The organism is Vibrio sp. 397, from assembly GCF_033339395.1.
GTDB lineage: Bacteria > Pseudomonadota > Gammaproteobacteria > Enterobacterales > Vibrionaceae > Vibrio > Vibrio alginolyticus.
Map to the genome: position 1 here is coordinate 1 of NZ_JAWOUN010000032.1, position 22843 is coordinate 22843.

Annotated in this window: 14 protein-coding genes, 1 tRNA gene and 1 riboswitch; of the genes, 9 read left to right on the plus strand and 6 right to left on the minus strand. The window is 44.6% G+C overall.

The genetic code is table 11. The features are described 5' to 3' along the window. Nucleotides 1-18: 18 nt before the first annotated feature. A tRNA-Asp gene (locus R7P36_RS24115) sits at nt 19-95 on the plus strand. Between the two features lie 748 nt (nt 96-843). Here R7P36_RS24115 and R7P36_RS24120 read toward each other — a convergent pair. Then, on the minus strand, nt 844-2175 hold the full coding sequence (locus R7P36_RS24120; protein ID WP_053306797.1) for a cation:proton antiporter: 1332 nt from the start codon (nt 2173-2175) through the stop codon (nt 844-846). A gap of 191 nt (nt 2176-2366) precedes the next feature. On the opposite strand from R7P36_RS24120, the gene metH reads away from it, so the two are divergent. Further along, nucleotides 2367-6047, plus strand: coding sequence for a methionine synthase (gene metH, locus R7P36_RS24125; protein WP_213899991.1), 3681 nt, complete (start codon nt 2367-2369; stop codon nt 6045-6047). 86 nt (nt 6048-6133) lie between these two features. Here metH and lysC read toward each other — a convergent pair whose 3' ends face one another. Then, nucleotides 6134-7486 (minus strand): lysine-sensitive aspartokinase 3, encoded by a 1353-nt coding sequence (lysC, locus tag R7P36_RS24130; RefSeq protein WP_017821324.1) that lies wholly within the window; start codon nt 7484-7486, stop codon nt 6134-6136. Nucleotides 7487-7587: 101 nt separating this feature from the next. Beyond that, nucleotides 7588-7766: riboswitch (Lysine riboswitch) on the minus strand. Nucleotides 7767-7986: 220 nt separating this feature from the next. Here lysC and R7P36_RS24135 point away from each other — a divergent pair. Further along, on the plus strand, nt 7987-9108 hold the full coding sequence (locus R7P36_RS24135) for a pyridoxal-phosphate-dependent aminotransferase family protein (protein WP_005381245.1): 1122 nt from the start codon (nt 7987-7989) through the stop codon (nt 9106-9108). 62 nt (nt 9109-9170) lie between these two features. Here the strand turns inward: R7P36_RS24135 and R7P36_RS24140 are convergent, their stop codons facing one another. The 4 genes from R7P36_RS24140 to R7P36_RS24155 form a co-directional block, all read right to left on the minus strand. Further along, nucleotides 9171-10949 (minus strand): PglL family O-oligosaccharyltransferase, encoded by a 1779-nt coding sequence (locus R7P36_RS24140; RefSeq protein WP_213899990.1) that lies wholly within the window; start codon nt 10947-10949, stop codon nt 9171-9173. Between the two features lie 67 nt (nt 10950-11016). Next, nucleotides 11017-13839 carry an excinuclease ABC subunit UvrA gene (uvrA, locus tag R7P36_RS24145; RefSeq protein ID WP_005381241.1) on the minus strand — a complete coding sequence of 941 codons (2823 nt, stop codon included), beginning with the start codon at nt 13837-13839 and terminating at the stop codon, nt 11017-11019. Between the two features lie 149 nt (nt 13840-13988). Further along, nucleotides 13989-14861 carry a UTP--glucose-1-phosphate uridylyltransferase GalU gene (gene galU, locus R7P36_RS24150; protein ID WP_005381239.1) on the minus strand — a complete coding sequence of 291 codons (873 nt, stop codon included), beginning with the start codon at nt 14859-14861 and terminating at the stop codon, nt 13989-13991. A gap of 159 nt (nt 14862-15020) precedes the next feature. Further along, nucleotides 15021-15665, minus strand: a complete 645-nt coding sequence (locus R7P36_RS24155; RefSeq protein WP_213899989.1) for a LuxR C-terminal-related transcriptional regulator — start codon at nt 15663-15665, stop codon at nt 15021-15023. 277 nt (nt 15666-15942) lie between these two features. Here R7P36_RS24155 and R7P36_RS24160 point away from each other — a divergent pair, with 277 nt between their 5' ends. The 6 genes from R7P36_RS24160 to mshL all read left to right on the plus strand — a co-directional run bounded on the left by R7P36_RS24160 (nt 15943) and on the right by mshL (nt 22824). Then, nucleotides 15943-16482 carry a single-stranded DNA-binding protein gene (locus tag R7P36_RS24160; RefSeq protein ID WP_005381235.1) on the plus strand — a complete coding sequence of 180 codons (540 nt, stop codon included), beginning with the start codon at nt 15943-15945 and terminating at the stop codon, nt 16480-16482. Nucleotides 16483-16724: 242 nt separating this feature from the next. Then, entirely contained in the window at nt 16725-18734 is a 2010-nt protein-coding gene (csrD, locus tag R7P36_RS24165) for an RNase E specificity factor CsrD (protein ID WP_054728884.1), read from the plus strand. 11 nt (nt 18735-18745) lie between these two features. Beyond that, on the plus strand, nt 18746-20191 hold the full coding sequence (locus R7P36_RS24170; protein ID WP_318099391.1) for an MSHA biogenesis protein MshI: 1446 nt from the start codon (nt 18746-18748) through the stop codon (nt 20189-20191). Continuing rightward, the gene (gene gspM / locus R7P36_RS24175) at nt 20188-20838 is read left to right on the plus strand and encodes a type II secretion system protein GspM (protein WP_005381197.1); all 651 of its coding nucleotides are present in this window, start codon (nt 20188-20190) and stop codon (nt 20836-20838) included. Before R7P36_RS24170 ends, gspM begins: the two co-directional genes overlap by 4 nt. Then, nucleotides 20831-21163 carry a hypothetical protein gene (locus R7P36_RS24180; protein WP_005381196.1) on the plus strand — a complete coding sequence of 111 codons (333 nt, stop codon included), beginning with the start codon at nt 20831-20833 and terminating at the stop codon, nt 21161-21163. The genes gspM and R7P36_RS24180 overlap by 8 nt, the downstream gene beginning before the upstream one ends. Nucleotides 21164-21183: 20 nt before the next feature. Further along, nucleotides 21184-22824, plus strand: a complete 1641-nt coding sequence (gene mshL, locus R7P36_RS24185) for a pilus (MSHA type) biogenesis protein MshL (protein ID WP_005388471.1) — start codon at nt 21184-21186, stop codon at nt 22822-22824. Nucleotides 22825-22843: the final 19 nt, after the last annotated feature.

The window sequence follows — 22843 nt, forward strand, 5'->3', positions numbered from 1 at the left end:
AGCGAGTGATACCACTGCGGAGTGGTAGTTCAGTTGGTTAGAATACCGGCCTGTCACGCCGGGGGTCGCGGGTTCGAGTCCCGTCCACTCCGCCACTTATATTAAGCCTCAGTCGAAAGACTGAGGCTTTTTTCGTTTTGGTTCCCCGACTTACCTTAAACCCACTTTCATATTGAAACCTTGCATCGAGAGGACGGCTTCCCTCTGGCTATGCTTTCTAAGCCCTGTATGAGTGAAGTGGAACTCAGTTTTGTGTGGTTTCTGCAGTCTCGAGCGCTAGTTTTGAGCCTCTTCATTCACCAAAGCTCCTTTTGTTCGATATTAGAAAATCTAGTTATGTGACAGAGTTTAATTGTTTGAGGTGTCACTTGTTCCAATTTTGAAAACAGGACGACTTTGAATACAAGTTTAGTCTCACTGAGATCAAGAGAGAGGGGGACTAAATTTCTGTTAAGGCTTTGATCTACCTGAATGCTAGCTCAGTTTTATCTTGGTGAGATTGCTAACCTGTTTGGGTTCTGAACGCAATCACCCTAAATGTATCTTTCTCATAAAAATACAAACTCGCTCATTGCTAAGTATTGTGGAAGTTTAGCTTTGATATTTGCGAGGAGCCTATATTGCCAAGAGAAGAGAAGTGATAAATGGGTAAATTAAAAGGCTCGTCTATGAATACTATCTATCGGCAATAGTTAGTATCTATGAAAATGCAGCGTAGCGATTCTTAGTATATTTGAAGGTATATCAAAGAATAAGGAGCATTCGTCCTTGAAGGGGAGTCTGAAAATTAGTTATGAAAAAAGCAGCTAGGTAGCTGCTTTTTATTTATTAAGTTACGTGTCTTTAAGAGTCCACTGGCTCCGTATGTTCCGGAGTGGTTATTGCTTGGTTGTTCTCTTCCATCTTCTTCTCTTCTGCTTTTGCTTTTTCAATCATTGGGGTGATTGTTGAGCCTTGAATGAGGATAGAGAAAACAACGACGGAGTAGGTCATTACAAGAATAATCTCTTTTACATCGATTAACTTATCTTGAATCACCCAAATACCAGATGGAATGGAAAGTGCCATTGCCAATGCAAGGCCCCCGCGTAAGCCGCCCCACGTCAAAATACGTACTGACCACGGGTTATATTTTCTGTAACGCTTAAAGCCAATGTACGAGAGAAATACGCTTAAATAGCGAGCTGCTAGTACAAGAGGGACTGAAATAGCCATCATGATCCAGTCTTCTTTGTGGAATTCAAATAGCAGCATCGACATGCCGATCAGTAGGAATAACACGCCATTCAAGAACTCATCAACAAGCTCCCAAAAATGGTCAAGGTGATCTTCACTCTCTTTTGAAAAGCCAATAAAGCGTGTCCAGTTGCCAATCATAATACCGGATACAACCATTGCGAGTGGGCCTGATACATGGATGTATTCAGCAAATGCGTAACCTGCCGTTGGGACACCAATGGTAAGTAACAATTCCATTGAGTGATCATCGGTGGCACTGATCAAGTAGTGGAATAGCAAACCGAGGACGAAACCATATGTGATACCACCGATAGCTTCTTGGATGAAGAGCAAGGTGACACTACCTACAGTTGGTGCCTCAGTGCCAAATGCAATCGTAAATAGAGTGACGAAGATAACCAAACCGAAGCCATCATTGAAGAGCGATTCTCCTTCAATCTGAGTGGAGATACGTTTAGGAGCATCTAGTTTTTTCACAATAGCCAATACAGCGATTGGGTCAGTTGGCGATATTAGAGCACCAAATAGTAAGCAGTAGACCAAATCAAATTGGATGCCAATTAACTGACAAAACCCATACAGTGCAAATCCAATAAAGAACGTGGAAAACAGTGTGGCTCCAAGGGCTAAAACAGTGATCTCCCACTTTTGATCTTTAAGGTTCGGGAGTTTGATGCCTAGTCCACCAGCAAATAGTAAGAAGCCAAGAATGCCTTTGAGCAAGAAATCTTCGAAGTTAATCCTTGTGACCGTCTCCGTCGCAATTTCGGTGAGATGGAACCAGTTGTTTTGACCCGCAATTAAGATTAGAAGTGAAAGCACCATTGAACCTGCGGTAATCGCAATGGTGGTTTGCATCTTTCCTATCTTGCTGTTTACAAAAGCAATTAGCATCGCAGCTGCGGATAGAAAACATAAAGTATGATAGACCGACATAGAGCTCTCTATTTGTAACATTTTATGAATGGAATTCTCGGCTGATGCTGCTTAAATAGCAAACATTTTTTCGTGATTATTTTGTAAGTTAAGAAGGAGATAAAATAATCATTAATTCCACGTTTAGACGTCTAGACTCCTGAAGTTTGTGTGATAGGATGGAAAGATAACTAAAGGAATGAGGCTGTACTGTGGGAAGTAACGTAAGACAACAGATTGAAGCTCAATTGAAGCAACGTATTCTTTTGATTGATGGTGGTATGGGAACCATGATTCAAGGGTACAAACTTGAAGAGCATGACTATCGAGGAACGCGCTTTGCGGATTGGCATTGTGATCTAAAAGGTAACAACGACCTGTTGGTTCTAAGTCAGCCTCAACTTATCAAGGACATTCACGCTGCATATTTAGAAGCGGGTGCAGATATTCTCGAAACCAACACGTTTAACGCAACAACCATTGCGATGGCTGACTACGAGATGGAAAGCCTAAGTGAAGAAATTAACTTTGCTGCTGCCAAGCTTGCACGTGAAGTTGCAGACGAATGGACCGCAAAAACACCCGATAAACCGCGTTATGTCGCAGGGGTTTTAGGGCCGACGAACCGCACTTGTTCTATCTCTCCTGATGTAAACGACCCTGGATATCGAAATGTCTCTTTCGACGAGTTAGTTGAGGCTTACTCTGAATCGACTCGAGCGCTGATTAAAGGTGGTTCTGACCTTATTCTTATCGAGACCATCTTCGATACGCTTAACGCTAAGGCTTGTTCATTTGCTGTTGAAAGTGTGTTTGAAGAGATGGGTATTGAGTTACCTGTGATGATCTCGGGGACTATTACTGATGCTTCCGGTAGAACATTATCAGGTCAAACTACAGAAGCGTTTTACAACTCATTACGTCATGTTAAACCGATTTCGTTTGGTTTGAACTGTGCGCTGGGCCCAGATGAGCTTCGTCCTTATGTTGAAGAGCTTTCGCGTATATCAGAATCTTTTGTTTCCGCTCACCCAAATGCCGGGCTTCCGAATGCATTCGGCGAATACGATTTATCGCCAGAAGATATGGCTAAGCATGTTCAAGAGTGGGCTCAAAGTGGCTTTTTAAACTTGATTGGTGGGTGCTGTGGTACAACTCCTGAGCACATTCGCCAAATGGCACTTGCGGTTGAAAATATCGCCCCTCGTCAATTACCTGACCTTCCCGTCGCTTGTCGCTTGTCTGGCCTAGAGCCACTCGCTATTGATAAAGACTCTTTATTTATCAATGTCGGTGAGCGTACTAATGTAACCGGTTCTGCGCGTTTTAAGCGCTTAATTAAAGAAGAGCTGTACGATGAAGCGCTCGATGTGGCTCGTCAACAAGTTGAAAATGGCGCTCAAATTATCGATATCAACATGGATGAAGGCATGTTGGATGCACAAGCTTGTATGGTTCGCTTTTTAAACCTTTGTGCGTCAGAACCTGAAATCTCAAAAGTACCAATCATGGTTGACTCTTCCAAGTGGGAGGTTATTGAAGCCGGTCTTAAGTGCATCCAAGGCAAAGGCATTGTTAACTCGATCTCTCTCAAAGAAGGCAAAGAGAAATTCGTTGAACAAGCTAAGTTGATCCGCCGTTACGGTGCGGCTGTGATTGTGATGGCGTTTGATGAGATTGGGCAAGCAGATACACGTGAGCGCAAAGTAGAAATTTGTACCAACGCTTACCGAATTCTTGTTGATGAAGTGGGCTTTCCACCAGAAGACATCATTTTTGACCCAAACATTTTTGCCATTGCTACGGGGATCGAGGAGCATAATAACTACGCGGTGGATTTCATTGAAGCCGTTGGCGATATCAAACGTGATTTACCACATGCGATGATCTCGGGTGGTGTTTCTAACGTCTCATTCTCTTTCCGTGGCAATAACTATGTACGTGAAGCGATTCACGCGGTGTTCCTCTACCACTGTTTTAAAAATGGTATGGATATGGGGATTGTGAATGCGGGTCAGTTAGAAATCTACGATAACGTGCCTGAAAAATTGCGTGAGGCTGTGGAAGATGTCGTTCTTAACCGTCGTGATGACGCCACTGAGAGATTGTTAGATATCGCGGCGGAATATGCAGGCAAAGGGGTAGGTAAAGAGGAGGATGCCTCTGCACTTGAGTGGAGAACTTGGCCTGTTGAAAAGCGCTTAGAGCACGCGTTAGTGAAAGGAATAACTGAGTTCATCGTTGATGATACCGAAGAGGCTCGTGTCAACGCTTCAAAGCCATTAGAGGTGATTGAAGGCCCACTAATGGATGGGATGAACGTCGTCGGAGACTTGTTTGGTGAAGGTAAAATGTTCCTTCCTCAGGTCGTAAAATCTGCACGAGTGATGAAGCAAGCAGTCGCGCATCTGGAGCCCTACATCAATGCAGAAAAGCAGGTGGGACAAACAAACGGTAAGATTTTGCTAGCGACGGTCAAAGGTGATGTACATGATATCGGGAAAAATATCGTTGGCGTTGTATTGCAGTGCAATAACTACGAAATTATCGATCTTGGTGTCATGGTTCCTTGCGAAAAGATCTTAAAAGTAGCGCAAGAAGAAAACGTCGATATTATTGGTTTATCAGGGTTGATCACGCCTTCATTAGACGAAATGGTGCATGTTGCAAAAGAGATGGAGCGTCTCGACTTTAACTTACCTCTTCTCATCGGTGGCGCAACAACGTCAAAAGCCCATACAGCAGTTAAGATTGAGCAAAATTACAAGCATCCAGTGGTTTACGTGAACAACGCCTCACGTGCAGTGGGCGTATGTACTTCTCTTCTGTCAGATGAACGTCGCCCTGAATTTGTTGAAAAACTTCAAGCTGATTACGAACGAGTACGTGATCAACATAATCGAAAGAAACCGAGAACCAAACCAGTGACATTAGAAGCGGCTCGAGCGAATAAAGTTGCGATCGATTGGGAAGCTTATACTCCTCCAGTGCCTGTTAAGCCTGGCATTCATATCTTCGATGATTTTGATGTGGCTATATTACGTCAATACATCGATTGGACACCATTCTTTATGACTTGGTCACTTGTGGGTAAGTATCCAACAATTTTCCAACATGAAGAAGTTGGTGAAGAAGCAAAACGTTTATTCGAAGATGCCAACGAGTTACTTGATCGAGTTGAGCGAGAAGGCCTGTTAAAAGCGCGTGGAATGTGTGGCTTATTCCCTGCTGCGAGCGTGGGGGACGACATTGAAGTTTATGCTGATGAAACTCGTACCGACGTTGTGAAAGTATTACGTAACTTGCGACAACAGACCGAGAAACCAAAAGGATTCAACTATTGTTTATCCGACTACATCGCACCTAAAGAGTCGGGTAAACATGATTGGATAGGGGCATTTGCTGTCACTGGTGGTATTGGTGAACGAGAGCTTGCTGATGAATACAAAGCACAGGGAGATGATTACAACGCAATTATGATTCAAGCGGTGGCGGATCGCCTAGCCGAAGCGTTTGCTGAGTATTTGCATGAGCGTGTCCGTAAAGAAATTTGGGGTTATGCTGCGGATGAAGATTTATCTAACGATGATCTCATTCGTGAAAAATACCAAGGTATTCGCCCTGCACCAGGTTATCCAGCGTGCCCTGAGCATACTGAAAAAGGACCGCTTTGGGAGCTACTTAATGTGGAAGAGAATATTGGCATGACTCTAACCTCCAGCTATGCAATGTATCCGGGTGCGTCAGTATCTGGTTGGTACTTCTCTCATCCTGACTCACGTTACTTTGCGATCGCACAGATCCAAGAAGATCAGCTAGAGAGTTACGCCGATCGTAAGGGGTGGGATAGGATCGAGGCTGAAAAATGGTTAGGGCCAAACATTAACGGTTAAATTGATGTTTACCTCGTCCAAATATAACAACTAATGAAACAACAAAGGGCTGCAGATACGCAGCCCTTTGTTTTATTGAGTTGAACTTACTTCTCAAACAACTCCGTGTGGAGTTTTTGTATGGCTTGTTTCGATACCGATTCATGGAGCAAGAAGCATAAGTTGTGAGGGCTAGCGCCATAACAAATCATGCGTAGGTTAAAATCTTCTAGCGTGCCAAAAACCTGTTTCGCGTAGCCTTTACTCTCACTCATGTTGTTACCAATGAGAGCAACGAGGCATAGGTCATGTTCAACTTCTACCTTACATAACTCTTCTAACTCTTCTCGTGCAGCTTGCGGCAGCTGTGGTGCTCCGCCAGATGTATCAGTTTGATCAAGTGTTAACGATACACTGATTTCAGATGTCGTGATCAAATCGACAGAGATCTTATGCTTTGCAAGGATCTCAAAGACCTTTGCTAAGAAACCGTATGCGTGGAACATATTGGCGCTGCGTAGCGTTACCATGGTTTGGTTACAACGCAAAGCTAGCGCACGGAATAACGGTGAGCTTTCGACTTGGTGGCGAATCCAAGTTCCCCCTTTTTCAGGCTCTTTCGATGACCCCACAAATACCGGAATGTCGTGGCGCAATGCAGGTACTAGCGTAGAAGGGTGAAGGATTTTAGCGCCAAAGTTAGCCATTTCTGAAGCTTCACTAAAGCTGATCTCAGGAATTGGTGAGGCTTTTGGCGCAATTCGCGGGTCTGTTGTGTAGATGCCCGGAACATCAGTCCAGATTTCTAACCCTGCCGCTTTGACGCTCTCAGCAATTAAGGCGGCGCTGTAATCGCTGCCTCCTCGACCTAGTGTTGTTGTATTACCGGCTTCGTCAGATCCTATGAAGCCTTGAGTAACAACAACGGATTGTTGGCAAAGTGGTACGAGTTTATCTTGCGCAAGCGTCGAAATTGCTTCAATGTTTGGCTCCGCGCGACCAAAGTTGTCATCAGTACGCAGCACATCGCGGATATCAAAGCGCACAGCTTGAATGCCTCGCTCACACATTAACTGAGTTAGAATATGCGTCGACATGAGTTCGCCACATGCGACTAAATGATCGGTTAACTTCGCACTAGCTTGGATAGATGCAGCCTCGGCCAGGCTGGTTACGGTATCTAATATGCCATACACCTCGGCAGCAGTTTTCGTGCTGTCTTCGAGCTGAGTTAAAATGGCGTCATGAATGTTGGCCAGATTTTGCAGCAGCTCAGTACGGTGCGTTTGATCCTGAACACCGTTGGCGAGTTCTACCAATAGGTTGGTGACGCCAGAGCAAGCGCTGCTCACGACCAGGCGAGTATTTGGATTGTTTTCGATAATGGTGGCGCAACGACTCATTGCCTCAAAGTTGGCAACACTGGTTCCACCGAATTTAGCTACGTTAAATGCGCTCACTGCGTTCTCCCACGACTTCCTAAAAAATTGTACATCCAATGTTTAGTGAGAAAAGGAACAGAGCAAAAAGAGAGGTATTTAGAATGCTATTTGAAAAATTTACCCTCAGAAGCCCTTCATCAGACTGCGCTGATGACAGTTGATGGGATTCAGCCCAATTCAACCGACAAGTCAAATCCTGCAACTTTGACTTACCTCGGCACTACTCCCCCTCAATGATTGGTGTTGGAATTGCGGTTCCACAAATCATCTACCTGGGTAGCGCTCCTCTTCTACATAAAGCTCAAACATTGAACGGTTTTGAGGCCTTAATGTCAATCAATATTTCAACCTTTATGGTGTTTTTTATTAACGATTTTGTGACACTGGTTTGACCTCCATACTTACGGCTAATTGCTGATAGAGGAAAAATCTATTAGGGTGAAGAACCCTACACCTGAGCCATGTTATTGAATAGAACTTTTAGAATGCTCAGGATAAAAGATAATCAAGGAGCTGACATGTCGATCCAAAGCTTTATTCCGCCTCACCGTATTTTAATGGGACCTGGTCCTTCTGATATTTATCCTCAAGTGTTACAAGCACTAAGCCGTCCTACGGTAGGTCACCTTGATCCTCTGTTTATCGGTATGATGGATGAGCTCAAGCAGCTATTGAAGTATGCCTTTCAAACTGACAATGAGTTCACTATTGCGGTTTCAGCGCCTGGTAGCGCAGGGATGGAAACCTGCTTTGTAAACTTGATCGAGAAAGGCGACAAAGTGATCGTCTGCCGTAACGGTGTATTTGGTGAACGCATGCGCGAAAATGTCGTCCGTGCTGGTGGCGAAGTTGTTATCGTCGATGATGAATGGGGGACGCCTGTTTCCATTGATAAAGTCGAGCAAGCACTCGAACAGCACCCAGATACAAAAATTCTTGCTTTTGTGCATGCGGAAACCTCAACTGGTGCAGTCAGTGATGCTCAAGCATTGGGTAAGCTGGCGAAACAGCATAATGCATTATCTATTGTTGATGCGGTGACATCGCTTGGTGGTGTGCCGTTAAAAGTGGATGAATGGCAACTGGATGCGGTTTACTCTGGCAGTCAAAAATGTTTGTCATGTGTACCAGGGCTCTCACCAGTGACGTTTTCTACTGCCGCGATTGAAAAGATTCAAGCAAGAACAACACCAGTACAGAGTTGGTTCCTCGATCAGAGTTTAGTTTTGGGGTATTGGAGTGGAGAAGGCAAGCGTAGTTACCATCATACGGCGCCAGTTAATAGCTTGTATGCGCTTCATGAAGCTTTATTGATACTGAAAAATGAAGGATTAGAAAACGCTTGGGCTCGTCACCAACTGATGCATGAAAAACTCAAAAATGGCTTACAAAAGTTAGGCTTTGAATTTGTTGTGGACGAAGCCCATCGGTTGCCACAATTAAATGCGATTTACGTGCCTGAAGGAATTGATGAAGCAAAAGTTCGTGCTCACTTGCTAGAAACCTATAACCTAGAAATTGGTGCAGGCCTTGGGGCATTAGCTGGTAAAGCGTGGCGTATTGGCTTAATGGGTTACGGCGCTCGATCTGAAAACGTTGCGCTGTGCTTAAAAGCGTTAGAAGAGTCACTCACTGAATAAAATCATACAGCAATGAGATGAAGAAAAGCGAAGGTCATCCCTTCGCTTTTTTGTACTTATTACTATTCACCTGAAGTGGGGGCTGGTGAGGCAGAGATTGCTTGAGAAGGTGGTTGGTAATTGACGTCACTGAAATCAATCTTCGGGAACAAAAACTGCGCTTCAGCTCTAATTTGCTCCGCTTTACTTGAGTCATCTAAGCCTTGGTAGGCCAAAATCAAATTATTATAAAATGCAGGGCGAGGCTTATCTTTGATGATTTTTAGCGACCAATCGATATAAGGCTGAATCAAGGTTGCGTCTTGTTGGTACAGCCCAAGGTTTAAAAACGTGCTATAGACATCCCAATCAAATCTGTCTTTCCAAACTACAGGGTTACTGACTTGATTCAGAATATCAGGGTTAGTTGGTCTAGTGGTCTCAAACTTCGTCAATACATAGTTCGTATGTAATGCGCTTACCATGTAAAACGTAAACGCAACGGGAAGTACCAAACTAAAAACACGCAGCAAGCTTTTGGTTACATTACTAAAGCCAACTTGTCGATAACGAGAGACGCGCTGATCGACCCAGTACAGTAGGATAACGAAGATCAACCAATGCACGAGAGAGTGGTAGAAAGGGTATTCCAGTTGTGAGTGCAATACGATAGGTATAAACAAGCCCAGCAACGCAAGACGAGTTCCGCGTTTGGCTTGATAGATTCGATACAGTACCAGTGCCATCGCTAAGAAGATGCCGAGTATTGGAAGTAAGCCACCTTCTACTCCCCAGTAAAGCAGCTCGTTATGCGGATGATCCATGGCAGGCAAACCTGCTGGGTAATTCTCATTAAGGGCATGTTGACGAGCCGTATACAGCATGTACTCAGATTCAAACTTGCCATATCCATAACCAGTAAAAGGCTTTTCAATCACCATGTCTAATGTTTGCGGAAAAGTATACGCTCGAGGAGACTCCATATTTACTTTTTCTGCGGCTAACCCACCTCCATCAGGAAAGGCAAGATGCATGACAACGACTGAGAGTAAGAGCCCACTTACAAGTGACACAACCCAGCGGATAAAGCGCCCTTTGGTTGCAAAGCGGTACATGTATGGAATGACCAACAACACGGCGATGACCGAGGCTAACCAACCAGTGCGTGAAGCCAACGCCACAATTAGTGGTAAAGTTAAAACTGGTACGGCATAGAGAAGGTAAACATCGCTTAACTTACGATCGTATTTGTAGGGCTGACGTGCAAGTAAATAGCTGGCAATCACCAACCCTGTCGCAAGAAAGCTGGCCATTACATTGGGCTGTTGGAAAATACCATAAGGACGATTGGCCACCGTGTCGTAACCAAACGGATTGCCTGGTTTGAGATACAGATATTGTGTCAAACCAAAAATGGCTTCGATAACAACCGCAAGGACAATGAACCATAATAGGCGTTGGCGATGTTTATTACTGAAATGAAATTGTTGTAAGACAATAAAGAACAGGACACCACACCACAGGCCAATGAGCTTATTGGCTGCCAAACTGCTATTCGCATTTGGGTACAGAATGGGCACCGTCATGATAAGAGTACTAATGAACAAGCCGATGGTTAGTTTTGAGTAACGTAGTACTCGATTATTCGCAAGTTGGTAACACCCAATGCCTAAGGCAAAGCTAAAAGCAATCCAAGTTGTCGCATTGAACGAAAGCGAAAGCCCCGAACCGCCGGGGTTGGGCATGAAAAAGTGCATTGCCAACACAAATAGTGTTGCCAAGGCAATGAGAAACTTGCGATTGAGGGGAACCTGTACTTTTTCGGGAGAAAGCTTTGTTCCACTTACATGTATAGTAGCCATAGTTATTGCGTTGTTTTGAATGAAAAAAGACCAGCACTTGCTGGTCTCGATACTTTACCTGTTTTTTCTACTTCAACATAGGCTTGAGGAAGTGAGCTGTGTGCGACCCCTCGATTTGCGACACATCTTCCGGAGTGCCTTGAGCGATTATCTCGCCGCCACCCTGACCCCCTTCAGGACCAAGATCGATAATCCAGTCCGCAGTCTTAATGACGTCCAGGTTATGCTCGATCACCACGACAGTGTTTCCGTGGTCGCGAAGTCTGTGCAGTACAGTGAGCAACTGCTGGATATCATGGAAGTGCAAGCCGGTTGTTGGTTCATCCAAAATGTACAAGGTTTTTCCTGTATCACGTTTGGATAGCTCTCGCGCCAGTTTCACACGCTGTGCTTCACCACCGGAGAGTGTTGTTGCCGCTTGACCCAATCGTATGTACGACAAACCCACATCCATCAGTGTTTGTAGTTTGCGAGCGATGGCAGGAACTGGATCGAAGAAGGTGCGTGCATCTTCGACCGTCATTTCTAGCACTTCATCAATAGTTTTACCTTTGTAACGTACTTCGAGCGTTTCACGGTTGTAGCGTTTACCTTTACACACATCACATGGCACATAAACATCTGGTAGGAAATGCATTTCTACTTTGATAACACCGTCACCCTGACAGGCCTCACAACGACCACCGCGTACGTTAAAACTAAAACGGCCCGGCTTGTAACCGCGAGAACGCGACTCCTGTGTGCCTGCAAACAGTTCACGGATTGGGGTAAAGATCCCCGTATAGGTTGCAGGGTTAGAGCGAGGTGTACGGCCAATTGGGCTTTGATCAATATCGATGACTTTATCGAAGTGCTCTAGACCTTTAATCGATTTATAAGGTGAAGGCTGAGCCGTTGTCGCTCCGTTAAGTTGGGTATGCGCAATTTTAAAGAAAGTATCATTAATCAGCGTTGATTTACCTGAGCCAGATACCCCTGTAATACAGCTGAATAACCCAACAGGAATTGAAAGGTTAACGTTTTTAAGGTTATTACCTGTTGCGCCTAATAGCTCAACCGTTTTTTTCGGATCTCGCGGCGTGCGATCTTTCGGTACTGCGATTTCTTTAACACCACTTAAGTACTGACCTGTCAGAGAATTCGGATTCGCGACTATCTCTTCCATGGTGCCTTCCGCAACAACATTACCACCATGTACGCCAGCACCAGGACCAATATCTATGACATGATCTGCACAGCGAATCGCATCTTCATCGTGTTCTACCACAAGTACGGTATTACCTAAATCGCGCAAATGAGTCAGTGTTTTTAGGAGTCGTTCGTTATCACGCTGGTGGAGGCCAATCGACGGTTCATCTAAGACGTACATGACACCAACAAGACCTGCACCAATTTGGCTTGCTAAACGAATACGTTGAGCTTCACCGCCTGATAAGGTTTCTGCACTGCGTGATAAGTTTAGGTAGTTCAAACCGACGTTAACTAAGAATTGCAGGCGGTCGTTGATTTCCTTCATCACTTTTTCAGCGATTTGGGCGCGTTGACCTTCCAGTTTCAAGGAATGGAAGAATTCCAATGCATCAGCAATGCTGAGTTCAACAATCTCAGGTAGTGTCGTATCAGCAATAAACACGTTACGTGCTTCAAGGCGTAGACGAGTACCGCCACAGCTTGAACAAGATTTAGTGGAGATGTATTTCGCAAGCTCTTCACGGACAGAGTTGGATTCTGTATCACGATAGCGACGTTCTAGGGTATTCAGAATACCTTCGAATGGATGACGCTTAACGCGAATATCGCCACGATCGTTGATGTATTTAAACTCAATCTCAGTACGACCTGAGCCCTTTAGAATGACATCTTGCGTTTTCTTTGGCAGAGAATTAAAAGGGGCATGGAGGTCAAAACCATAATGATCGGCCAATGAGGTGAGCATTTGGAAGTAGTAGTAGTTCTTTTGATCCCAACCGCGAATCGCACCTTGTGCCAAGCTTAATGAATCATCTTGAATGACTCGACTTGGATCGAAGTATTGTTGAACACCCAAACCATCACAAGTGCCACATGCACCAGCAGGGTTGTTGAATGAGAAAAGTCGCGGCTCTAACTCTTGCATGCTGTAACCACATTGTGGACAAGCGAAGTTGGCGGAGAAAATAATCTCTTCACCGTCGCCATCCATTGGCGCGACAACCGCAATTCCGCCTGATAATTCGAGTGTTGTCTCGAAAGATTCGGCCAAGCGCTGTTGTAAGTCTGGACGAACTTTAAAGCGGTCTACCACAACTTCAATGGTGTGCTTTTTATGTAGTTCAAGGGTTGGAGGATCGGAAAGATCGCAAGTTTCTCCATCAATACGCGCACGAATAAAGCCTTGAGCCGCTAAGTTCTCAAGCGTTTTAACATGCTCACCTTTACGTTCTTTGACAATAGGCGCCAATAGCATCATTTTGCTGCCTTCCGGCATCTCTAGGACTTTGTCCACCATTTGGCTGATGGTTTGCGCGGCAAGAGGGGCATGATGCGTTGGACAGCGGGGTTCGCCCACACGAGCATACAATAGACGTAAGTAGTCGTAGACTTCGGTAATTGTACCGACGGTTGAACGCGGGTTATGAGAAGTAGATTTCTGTTCAATAGAAATCGCAGGTGATAACCCTTCAATGTGGTCGACATCGGGTTTTTCCATCAGAGACAAAAACTGACGAGCGTAGGCAGAGAGAGACTCTACGTAGCGTCGTTGGCCTTCTGCATACAATGTATCGAAAGCGAGAGAGGATTTACCGGAGCCACTTAGTCCAGTAATGACAATCAGTTTATCGCGAGGGATTGTAAGATTAATGTCTTTAAGGTTATGGGTTCGGGCACCGCGAACTTCTATTTTATCCATCGTTTTTGCTCTATGTATAACCAAGTGGGGCAAGTATTACATAGTGTGAGAAATGTGCAAAGAAAATTACTGGATAAAAAAACAGTAAAGTAAAAAGCCCAGCGTTGTGCTGGGCTTTCGATACAGTAATTTCGTACTAAGACGATGCTTTATACTGCTTTTTGTGTTGCGTGCTTACCTAGCTCAGAGGTTTTTTCATCTTTTAGATACAGGTTTTCAAAACAATAGTTAGTTGCTTCGATGTAACCTTCAACGCTACCACAGTCAAAGCGTTTGCCCTTGAATTTGTAAGCCAATACACAGCCCGCTTTTGCTTGCTTCAGCAGCGCGTCAGTGATTTGAATTTCACCACCTTTACCTGGTTCGGTGTTTTCGATCAGTTCAAAAATATCGGGAGTCAGGATGTAGCGGCCAATGATAGCAAGGTTGCTAGGCGCCGTGCCTTTCTCTGGTTTTTCTACCATGTCGTCTACGCGGTAGATGTCGTCTTTGATCATTTCACCAGAGATAACGCCGTATTTGTGCGTTTCTTCGGCTGGTACTTCTTGCACTGCAACGATAGAACAGCGGAACTGCTTAAATAGTGCCACCATCTGAGCCAGTACGCCCTCTTGCTCGTTCACACAAAGGTCATCAGCAAGAACAACAGCAAATGGCTCATCGCCTACCAATTCTCGTCCAGTTAGAATCGCGTGGCCCAAGCCTTTCATTTCGCGTTGACGTATATAAGTGAAGTTTGCAGATTCAATGATTTCACGGATATCTACCAACAGCTCTTCTTTGTTGGTACCGCTAATCTGATGTTCCAGTTCGTAGTTCTTATCAAAGTGGTCCATGATCGAGTGCTTGCCACGACCTGTCACAATACACATGCCGTTCATACCAGCTTGGATTGCTTCTTCGACACCGTATTCAATAAGCGGTTTGTTCACGACTGGCATCATCTCTTTTGGCATAGATTTCGTTGCCGGTAGGAAGCGTGTGCCATAGCCTGCAGCAGGGAACAGACATTTTTTTATCATTGGGGGAATATCCTATCTCGTTTTTATCAAGAATCTACGTATAACTTTAACACGAGAGGTATCAATGAATCATGAATAAAGTAGGAAAAAATGTGAGACTCGGTGCGGAAAAAAGATGAGCGACTCGTCATTTCAGTTATCAGAGCCGCTCACATTGCATCACGACATTAAGTTTTGGTCTGCCCAGGCGATTGCCTGTACTCGGTTCTTTACGGATAGCTTTTTGAATATCTGATACAAGTGCGATTTGATGGTGAATTCACTGACGAATAACTCTTCGGCCATCTGACTGTTCGAGGCGCCAGCTTGTAGGCAACGCAGTACTTGTAGCTCACGAATGGTTAGGTCTACCGTAGCTGGTGCAGTATGAGTATTAATGATATTGCGGTAATAGTGTAAAAGTTGACTGGTTACATTACGCGGCAGCCAGTTTTGACCGTTAACAATGCCTTTTAACCCTTCTCCAATTTGCTCTAGCGTATCTTCAGAATAAAACACACCTTTTAATTGACCAAATGAAAGAAGTTCATCCGTGGTTAGTCTTTTAGGCACGTTGAAGACAACGGTTTCAAAGTTTTTCCATACAAGAGGCAAGTTTTTGATCGATTGAACAAGTGATTTATGTTCACTGAAGTCGATCAGTAGAATTTTATTACGGTGTTGTGGCTTGGCTTCCATGAGTGCTTCGGTTGAAATCACCGGGATGCTCATATCAATGTACTTTTCGAGTGCCGCCACTTTTTTTTGCGCATTATCTTCCATACTGATCAGAAATAGCTTTCTTGCGTAAGCCGACTTTCTCACGTGTTCCAATCTCCCTGGGTTCAATAGAAGCCATAAACTGGCATTAAAGAGAGGCCATAACCATCGCTTTACTGAATAAATGCGTTCGAATTCAAAGCTTCACGAAACGATGTCTGCAACGCGAATCAAAAATGCTACACACGTAAGTTGAAATACGATTTGGGTTCTAGAGGGTGACTCAATAGATCACAATGGTATTAGACTTTAATCAAAACATTAAAGCGTGCTATTCTAATGCGCTAAAATTTTATATATCCAGAGTGAAACGGAGCACATCATGGCCAGCCGTGGAATTAACAAAGTTATTTTGGTGGGGAATCTAGGTAACGACCCTGAAATTCGTTACATGCCGAATGGCGGTGCAGTAGCAAACATTACTATTGCGACTTCTGATTCATGGCGTGATAAAGCGACTGGCGAACAGCGCGAAAAAACGGAATGGCACCGTGTTGTGTTGTTCGGCAAACTTGCGGAAGTAGCAGGTGAGTACTTGCGTAAAGGCTCTCAAGTTTACATTGAAGGGCAACTGCAAACTCGCAAATGGCAAGATCAAAGTGGCCAAGATCGCTACTCAACTGAGGTCGTTGTTCAAGGCTTCAATGGTGTTATGCAAATGCTTGGCGGTCGTGCTCAAGGTGGCGGCGCACCAATGGGCGGTCAACAGCAGCAACAAGGTGGATGGGGTCAGCCTCAACAGCCAGCTCAGCAGCAGTACAATGCGCCTCAGCAACAGCAACCACAACAACAGGCTCCGCAGCAATCACAGCAGCAGTACAATGAGCCACCAATGGATTTTGACGACGATATCCCGTTCTAAATTCTGCTTATGCTTGAATCGAAAAGGCCGCGAATATCGCGGCCTTTTTTATTGTCGCAATCTGATGATCTCACAGGCTTATCTTGGCAAGGTTAGGCGTAACAATAAAACTTATCAATGAGTGTGATTTTCTTTATGCTCCAGCCTCTCACTATCAGACTAATCCGATTGTTTGATGAACTCTTATCAAGTATAAATATTTCAATAAGGTATATGATGAATAAAAAAGGAATTTGGTATTCATGAGGTATACCCCAACTCTTAAGTTAAGCACACGGCTGGTGGCCTTTGTCACCATGATCGTTATCTGCGCCATGTTTATCTTGTTTGTCGGTGGCACCCTCTCTTTTAAACGTCTTGGGCAGGAATATCTCACCCATTATTTAGAAGGGATCGTAGAGGTGGTCGACAAGGAGATGGAAGATCCTGACGCCGCTTATTCTATGCAGCGCTGGATGCCGAAAATGCTGCAGGCTTCCAATATTGTCGAAATGACGTTGTCGACCAACAACGCCGTTGTTTATCGCTTCAAAGATACTTCTCATCAAATGGAAGCGTCAGTCTTGTTTGAGGCAGAGTATCAGCTGACTCACAATCAAGATTACACGATTCACTTTAAAGCAATTCCCCCTTACTTAGGTTACAGCTACTCAATGCAGGCGCTTTGGTCGATCACGCTTGCCGTTGTATTGATCATCTTCTGCTTAATGCGCGGCGTGGCATGGCTTAAGGAGCAATTAGAAGGCTCCGAAATGCTCGAAGAGCGAGGCAGAATGATCCTGGCTGGTAGGGTGGAGCAGTATGCCAAAGGTGACAAAAAAGAATGGCCTTACACCGCCAGTGAAGCGCTCGATGTATTAATCGAAGAGTTACAAGATGCGCGTCAAGAGCGAAGCCGATTTGATACCTTTATTCGAACTCAAACCTTCCTTGATAAGCTAACCGGTACCGCTAACCGAGTGTTATTTGATAGCAAGTTGGAATCGGCGTTACTAGAAAGCGGGGCTCGCGGCGCCGTGTTGCTAGTTCGTATTCAAGACTGGAAACTGGTTGAAGAAGAGCAAGATAAGCAAATTACGGATGAGTTTATTGTTGAAGTTGGGAGTTTATTGTCCAATTTAGTTCAACGATACCCAGATGTTGTATTTTCCCGTTATTACGATGCTGATTTTGCGCTTTTTCTACCGCACCAAAGTGCGAAAGATGTGGCTAACCTTGCCTCGCAATGCATTCGCCAGTTAGAAAAGTTAATGCCGCCAGAGCCACTTGATCCAGACAACTGGTGCCATATTGGCATCACCACTTATAAAGAAGGTGAGCGACACAGCCAAATCATTGATGAAGCCGAGACTGCTTTGCGTAGTGCGCAACTACAAAATAACAATAATTGGAGTCGCTTCAAAAAATGGAACCACGATGAAGAAGCTCGCGGAAGTGTGAGGTGGAGAACGTTATTTGACACAGCACTTACACCTGAAAGTGTGATACTCTACGCACAATCTGTGCACCCAATAAGTGACGCGACGCATAAAAAATCATTATATGAAGAGTTAACATGTCGGATTCGCGATCCTGAGAATGGGATTGTTAAAGCGTCTCGGTTCATTTCTGCGATCAGACAGGTTGGTTATGAAGCGCAAATGGATAAGTCGGTTATTAATAAATTCTTAAGAGAGTTTAAGGATAATTTTGATAACTCAAGATCGTATGCGCTCAATTTGAATGTAACGCCATTTTCTAACCGAGAGTACTTTAAATGGTTTCGTGATGAACTCTTACAGTTGTCACGTGAGCAGAGAAAGTGTCTCAGTTTTGAGTTTGTTGAAGCACAATTTGTAAGACACTTAGACTTTATGCGACCAGTCGCTAAAATGCTGGCCGGTTTAGGGTGCCACTTAATGGTTGGGCAGGCTGGGCGTACCATCGTCAGCACTCACTATTTAAAAGAAGTGGACATTCGTTACCTTAAACTTCATCGCAGTTTAGTAGCAAAAATCGACCAACGACATGAAAACCAGCTATTTGTCCGCAGTATGCTAGGTGCGGCGGCAAACAGTAAAACTAAAATTATAGCAGTGGGAATTGAGAATCAGAACGAGCTCAACACATTAATTGAGCTCGGGGTTTATGGTGGGCAAGGGCGTTACTTTTCTGCGGAGCAGCAGTTTCTTCCTCGTCCCCAAGCGTTGCCGAATTCTCAATCAGAATCCCAAGTTAAATTGGGAAGACGAAATCGCTGGCGGAAAAAATAAAGATAATAATCATGGATTTCAAAGCACTATTCGACAAGCTTAAGCGATCATCTAGTGGTGATCGCTCCTGCTTTTTGGTTATTCAGCCAGACGCCGTTTATTTATCATCTTCAATCAAAAGTAGTCGTCCATACCAATTTGATATTTCTGAGTCCAATTGGGAAAAAGCCGTTGAGCAAGCATTGAGCGTTGCAGCGAGTGCGTATGATTCATTAACGGTTATTCTTTCTCATAACTATTACCAGATGTACCAAATCGACAAACCAGTCATGCCGCGTCAAGAATGGCCAGCCGCATTACCGTTTTTGTTGAAAGAACTGATCTCTGAGCGTGCTATCGACATTATTGCCGATGCGGTCGAGTTACCGAATTCAACCAAAGTGCAAGCATACGTCTTATCGCGAAAAATATTGGATAAGATTGTGTTACTGGCCAGTCGAGCCCAGTTACCATTAGAGGCCATTCTTCCTGAAGACGATATTTGGGGAGAGACTGCGGGTGAACTAGGAAACTTCCTATTATTACAACGCAGTGTGCGTGGTCATCTCCGTATAAGCGCTTTTGTCGAAAATACTATTGCGTTCCACCGTTCTATTCGCAGTGTGACGCCACCGTTAACGGGGGTTCCGTCTAGCGATTTACAGATGGACAGTCTGTCGTTAGAACTGCAACGTTCGATTGATTATCTTTCATCTCAGTTACGCCACGTGCAATTACATCAATTGAAAGTGTGCTGTGATGAAGAGGATGAGAGCGAGCTTGTTCAGGCTCTGAATTACCGTTTAAGTACTAAGGTTTCACTGTTATTACCACCAGAACATGAACTATCTGGACATGTTTTGGCTGACACTGCGGCTACTTCAAATACTCGACGCGTCAACTTATATCCCGATTACTTAAAGCCGAAAAAAGAGCTCCTGACGCTAAAAAATATCGCGTTATCTTGGGGCGTTTCGGCGGCTGCAATTCTATTTTCTTACGGCTATGTGACTTGGCAGAGTAGCGGTTTGGAAGATGAGATTGCTATTGTAAAAAGTAAAGGCGATATCATGAAGTCAGAGCTTGAACGTTATCAAGTCAAGCTACGTAAGCATCAACCTGACAATAATAAGCTGGCAGCTAAAGCCCGCTTAGAGCGTGAAGTCAAGGCGAAGCGAGACTCGCTTAAAGCTGTCGGGAAATACGATGACTCGCAACGCACGGGTTACTCTGGCGTGATGCAATCATTAGCGAAGCTAGGAAACCAAGAAATTTCTTTGTCCGAAATTCGAATCAATACCCATACCTTAGACCTGAAGGGACTAGCGAAAAAACCGAGCTCAGTGCCAAATTGGGTCAGCCAATTTAAAAATGAAATTAGCTTGGTTGGCCGAACGTTTGACGACGTCAAAATAGGTCGAAATGATAAGGATATTGTGACGTTTGAACTAAAAACGCGCGAGGATAAAGAGAAATGAACGAATTCTGGCTCTCATTAGAAGGGCGCTTTGGCGAAATGAGTACGCGTGAAAAAGTGCTCACCGCATTGTGCGGTTTAGTTGTCGTGATCATGTTGCTCTTTACGCTGGTATTGGAGCCAAAGCTTAACGAGATCATCAGTAATGAGAGGCAACTAAGTAATTTAAAGCAAGCCAATCAAAAGATTGAAATCGATACGCTACGTATTCAGGCGCAACTTAAGAAAGATCCAAATGCTGAGATTGATCGCGCGATATCTAATCTGTTAGCTGAGAGTCAGCATCTTTCGATGCAATTAGCGGAGATCATCGAGCATCTTATTACACCTTCGCAAATGGCTGAGCTGCTTGAAAATGTGTTGGAGCAGCAAAGTGGCATTCACCTTTTGTCTCTGCAAACCTTGCCATCTGAGCCAATAACGGAAGATAAAGAAGCATCGCAATACTCTGGTTACTACGTGCATCCTGTTCGTATGGAACTGACTGGTGACTATTTTTCTATTGCTAATTATCTGAATAAATTGGAGAGCCTTCCTGCGAGTTATTACTGGCGCAGCTTTAGTTATAAAGTCGAAGAGTACCCGAAAGCGAAGCTTGTGTTAGAAGTCTACACACTAGGATCTAGAGAGGAGTTTATTGGTGGTTAACAAACTCATCATCTCATTGCTTGTTATGGCAGCGGCAGGAACCGCTTGGGCAAACCAGGACCCAACGGCCCCACTTGGTTGGGAAAAGCCAGCGGTTGAAACGTCAGCGAAACCAAAAGTTAAACGGTATCGACTGCCTAAGCTCAACAGTATTGTGTGTAAGCCAAGTACTGATTGTATCGCGATTATGGATAACAAACTTGTCGAAAAAGGCGAGCTATTTAAGGGTTATCGCGTCGCGAGCATTAATAGTGAATTTGTAACTTTAAAGCGTGGTAACCGTCAGTGGGACCTAGAGCTTTTTGATTTAAACGTAAAACAATAATAACCAGAGCCCGATCAGATATGCGCAAATTAGTTGTAGGAATAACGATTGCTTCTTTAATGGGATGTTCAATGGGTCATCGGAATCCAGTGGAAGTTAAAGAAGCGCTCAATGAATCGATCAATCAAGCGAACAGCCGCACATTGGAAGAAATCCCTTCTTCTGTTGAGGCAGACTTGATGCCAAATTTAGACTCGAACGTTGCATCAGAGCAAGGCACCTCGAAGCGTTTTCGTATTCAAGCGAATGCGGTCGATGCAAGAAGCTTTTTCGCTTCGTTGGTGAAAGGCACAGAGTACAGTGTGGCGATTCACCCATCGGTACAAGGTAATATCACTGTCAACTTGTCAGATGTGACATTGGATGAAGTTCTGAATGTCGTACAGAATATGTATGGCTATGACGTGGTGAAGTCTGGCAAAGTTATTCAAATCTACCCAGCAGGTATGCGTACGGTGACCATTCCAGTCGATTACCTGCAGTTCAAGCGTTCTGGTCGCTCATTAACCAGCATTGTTACGGGCTCTGTAACCTCGGCTGGTACGTCTAATTCTGGTGGTAGCTCAGACAGTTCTGACTCGTCAGACTCTAACAATGGAAACAACAACGATAGCTCGACCACATCTACGGGTGGTACACGCATTGAAACCATCACTGAAAGTGATTTCTGGCCGATGCTGCAGCAAGCTGTTGCGAATCTAATTGGTTCAGGCAAAGGGCAAAGTGTGGTTGTAACGCCACAAGCGGGAGTTATTACGGTTCGAGCATTTCCAGATGATATTCGCGAAGTACGCGAGTTCTTAGGTGTATCGCAGGAGCGCATGCAGCGCCAGGTCATTCTTGAAGCTAAAATCCTAGAAGTGACGTTGAATGATGGCTACCAACAAGGCATCAACTGGTCAAACTTATCGGCGTCAATTGGTAACTCGGGTAGTATCGTAGTCAACCGCCCTGCGTCGACATTACCACCATTGGATGCGATTGGCACGCTATTGGGCGGTCAAACCAACGTGACTATTTCGGATGGTAACTTCAATGCCGTGTTGAGCTTTATGTCTACGCAAGGTGACTTGAACGTCCTTTCGAGCCCTCGTATTACCGCTGCCAACAACCAAAAATCTGTCATCAAGGTCGGTACCGATGAGTACTTTGTTACCGAGCTATCGAGTAATGCAGGCAACGGTGAAAACTCAAATGCAGTTCCTGAAGTGGAACTGACGCCATTCTTCTCGGGTATTTCCCTCGATGTGACTCCGCAAATTGATAACAAAGGCAATGTGTTCCTGCATGTTCACCCCGCAGTTATTGAAGTCACGGAAGAAGTGAAGCAATTGAACTTGGGCGGAGATTTCCAAAACATCCAACTGCCATTAGCGAAAAGCTCTATTCGTGAATCAGACTCGGTTATTCGTGCTAAAGATGGCGATGTTGTGGTTATCGGCGGGTTGATGAAACAGCAAAATCGTGAGCTTGTTTCTAAAGTCCCATTTTTGGGCGATGTACCAGCACTGGGGCATTTGTTCCGCAACGTGAATAACGTAACTGAGAAAACAGAATTGGTCATCTTGCTAAAACCGACCGTAGTTGGCGTGAACTCTTGGCAGAAAGAGCTAGAGCGCTCTCGTGATCTGCTGCAAGAGTGGTTCCCAGATGCGCAATAAGCGCTGGGAAAGGTTCTGT

What these genes read in the sequence shown, in the direction of transcription:
- gspM (WP_005381197.1), top strand. Translation starts at nt 20,188, where the DNA reads ATGAACGAATTCTGGCTCTCATTAGAAGGGCGCTTTGGCGAAATGAGT.
- R7P36_RS24160 (WP_005381235.1), top strand. Translation starts at nt 15,943, where the DNA reads ATGGCCAGCCGTGGAATTAACAAAGTTATTTTGGTGGGGAATCTAGGT.
- uvrA (WP_005381241.1), bottom strand. Translation starts at nt 13,839, where the DNA reads ATGGATAAAATAGAAGTTCGCGGTGCCCGAACCCATAACCTTAAAGAC.
- mshL (WP_005388471.1), top strand. Translation starts at nt 21,184, where the DNA reads ATGCGCAAATTAGTTGTAGGAATAACGATTGCTTCTTTAATGGGATGT.
- csrD (WP_054728884.1), top strand. Translation starts at nt 16,725, where the DNA reads ATGAGGTATACCCCAACTCTTAAGTTAAGCACACGGCTGGTGGCCTTT.
- R7P36_RS24120 (WP_053306797.1), bottom strand. Translation starts at nt 2,175, where the DNA reads ATGTCGGTCTATCATACTTTATGTTTTCTATCCGCAGCTGCGATGCTA.
- R7P36_RS24135 (WP_005381245.1), top strand. Translation starts at nt 7,987, where the DNA reads ATGTCGATCCAAAGCTTTATTCCGCCTCACCGTATTTTAATGGGACCT.
- R7P36_RS24140 (WP_213899990.1), bottom strand. Translation starts at nt 10,949, where the DNA reads ATGGCTACTATACATGTAAGTGGAACAAAGCTTTCTCCCGAAAAAGTA.
- R7P36_RS24170 (WP_318099391.1), top strand. Translation starts at nt 18,746, where the DNA reads ATGGATTTCAAAGCACTATTCGACAAGCTTAAGCGATCATCTAGTGGT.
- galU (WP_005381239.1), bottom strand. Translation starts at nt 14,861, where the DNA reads ATGATAAAAAAATGTCTGTTCCCTGCTGCAGGCTATGGCACACGCTTC.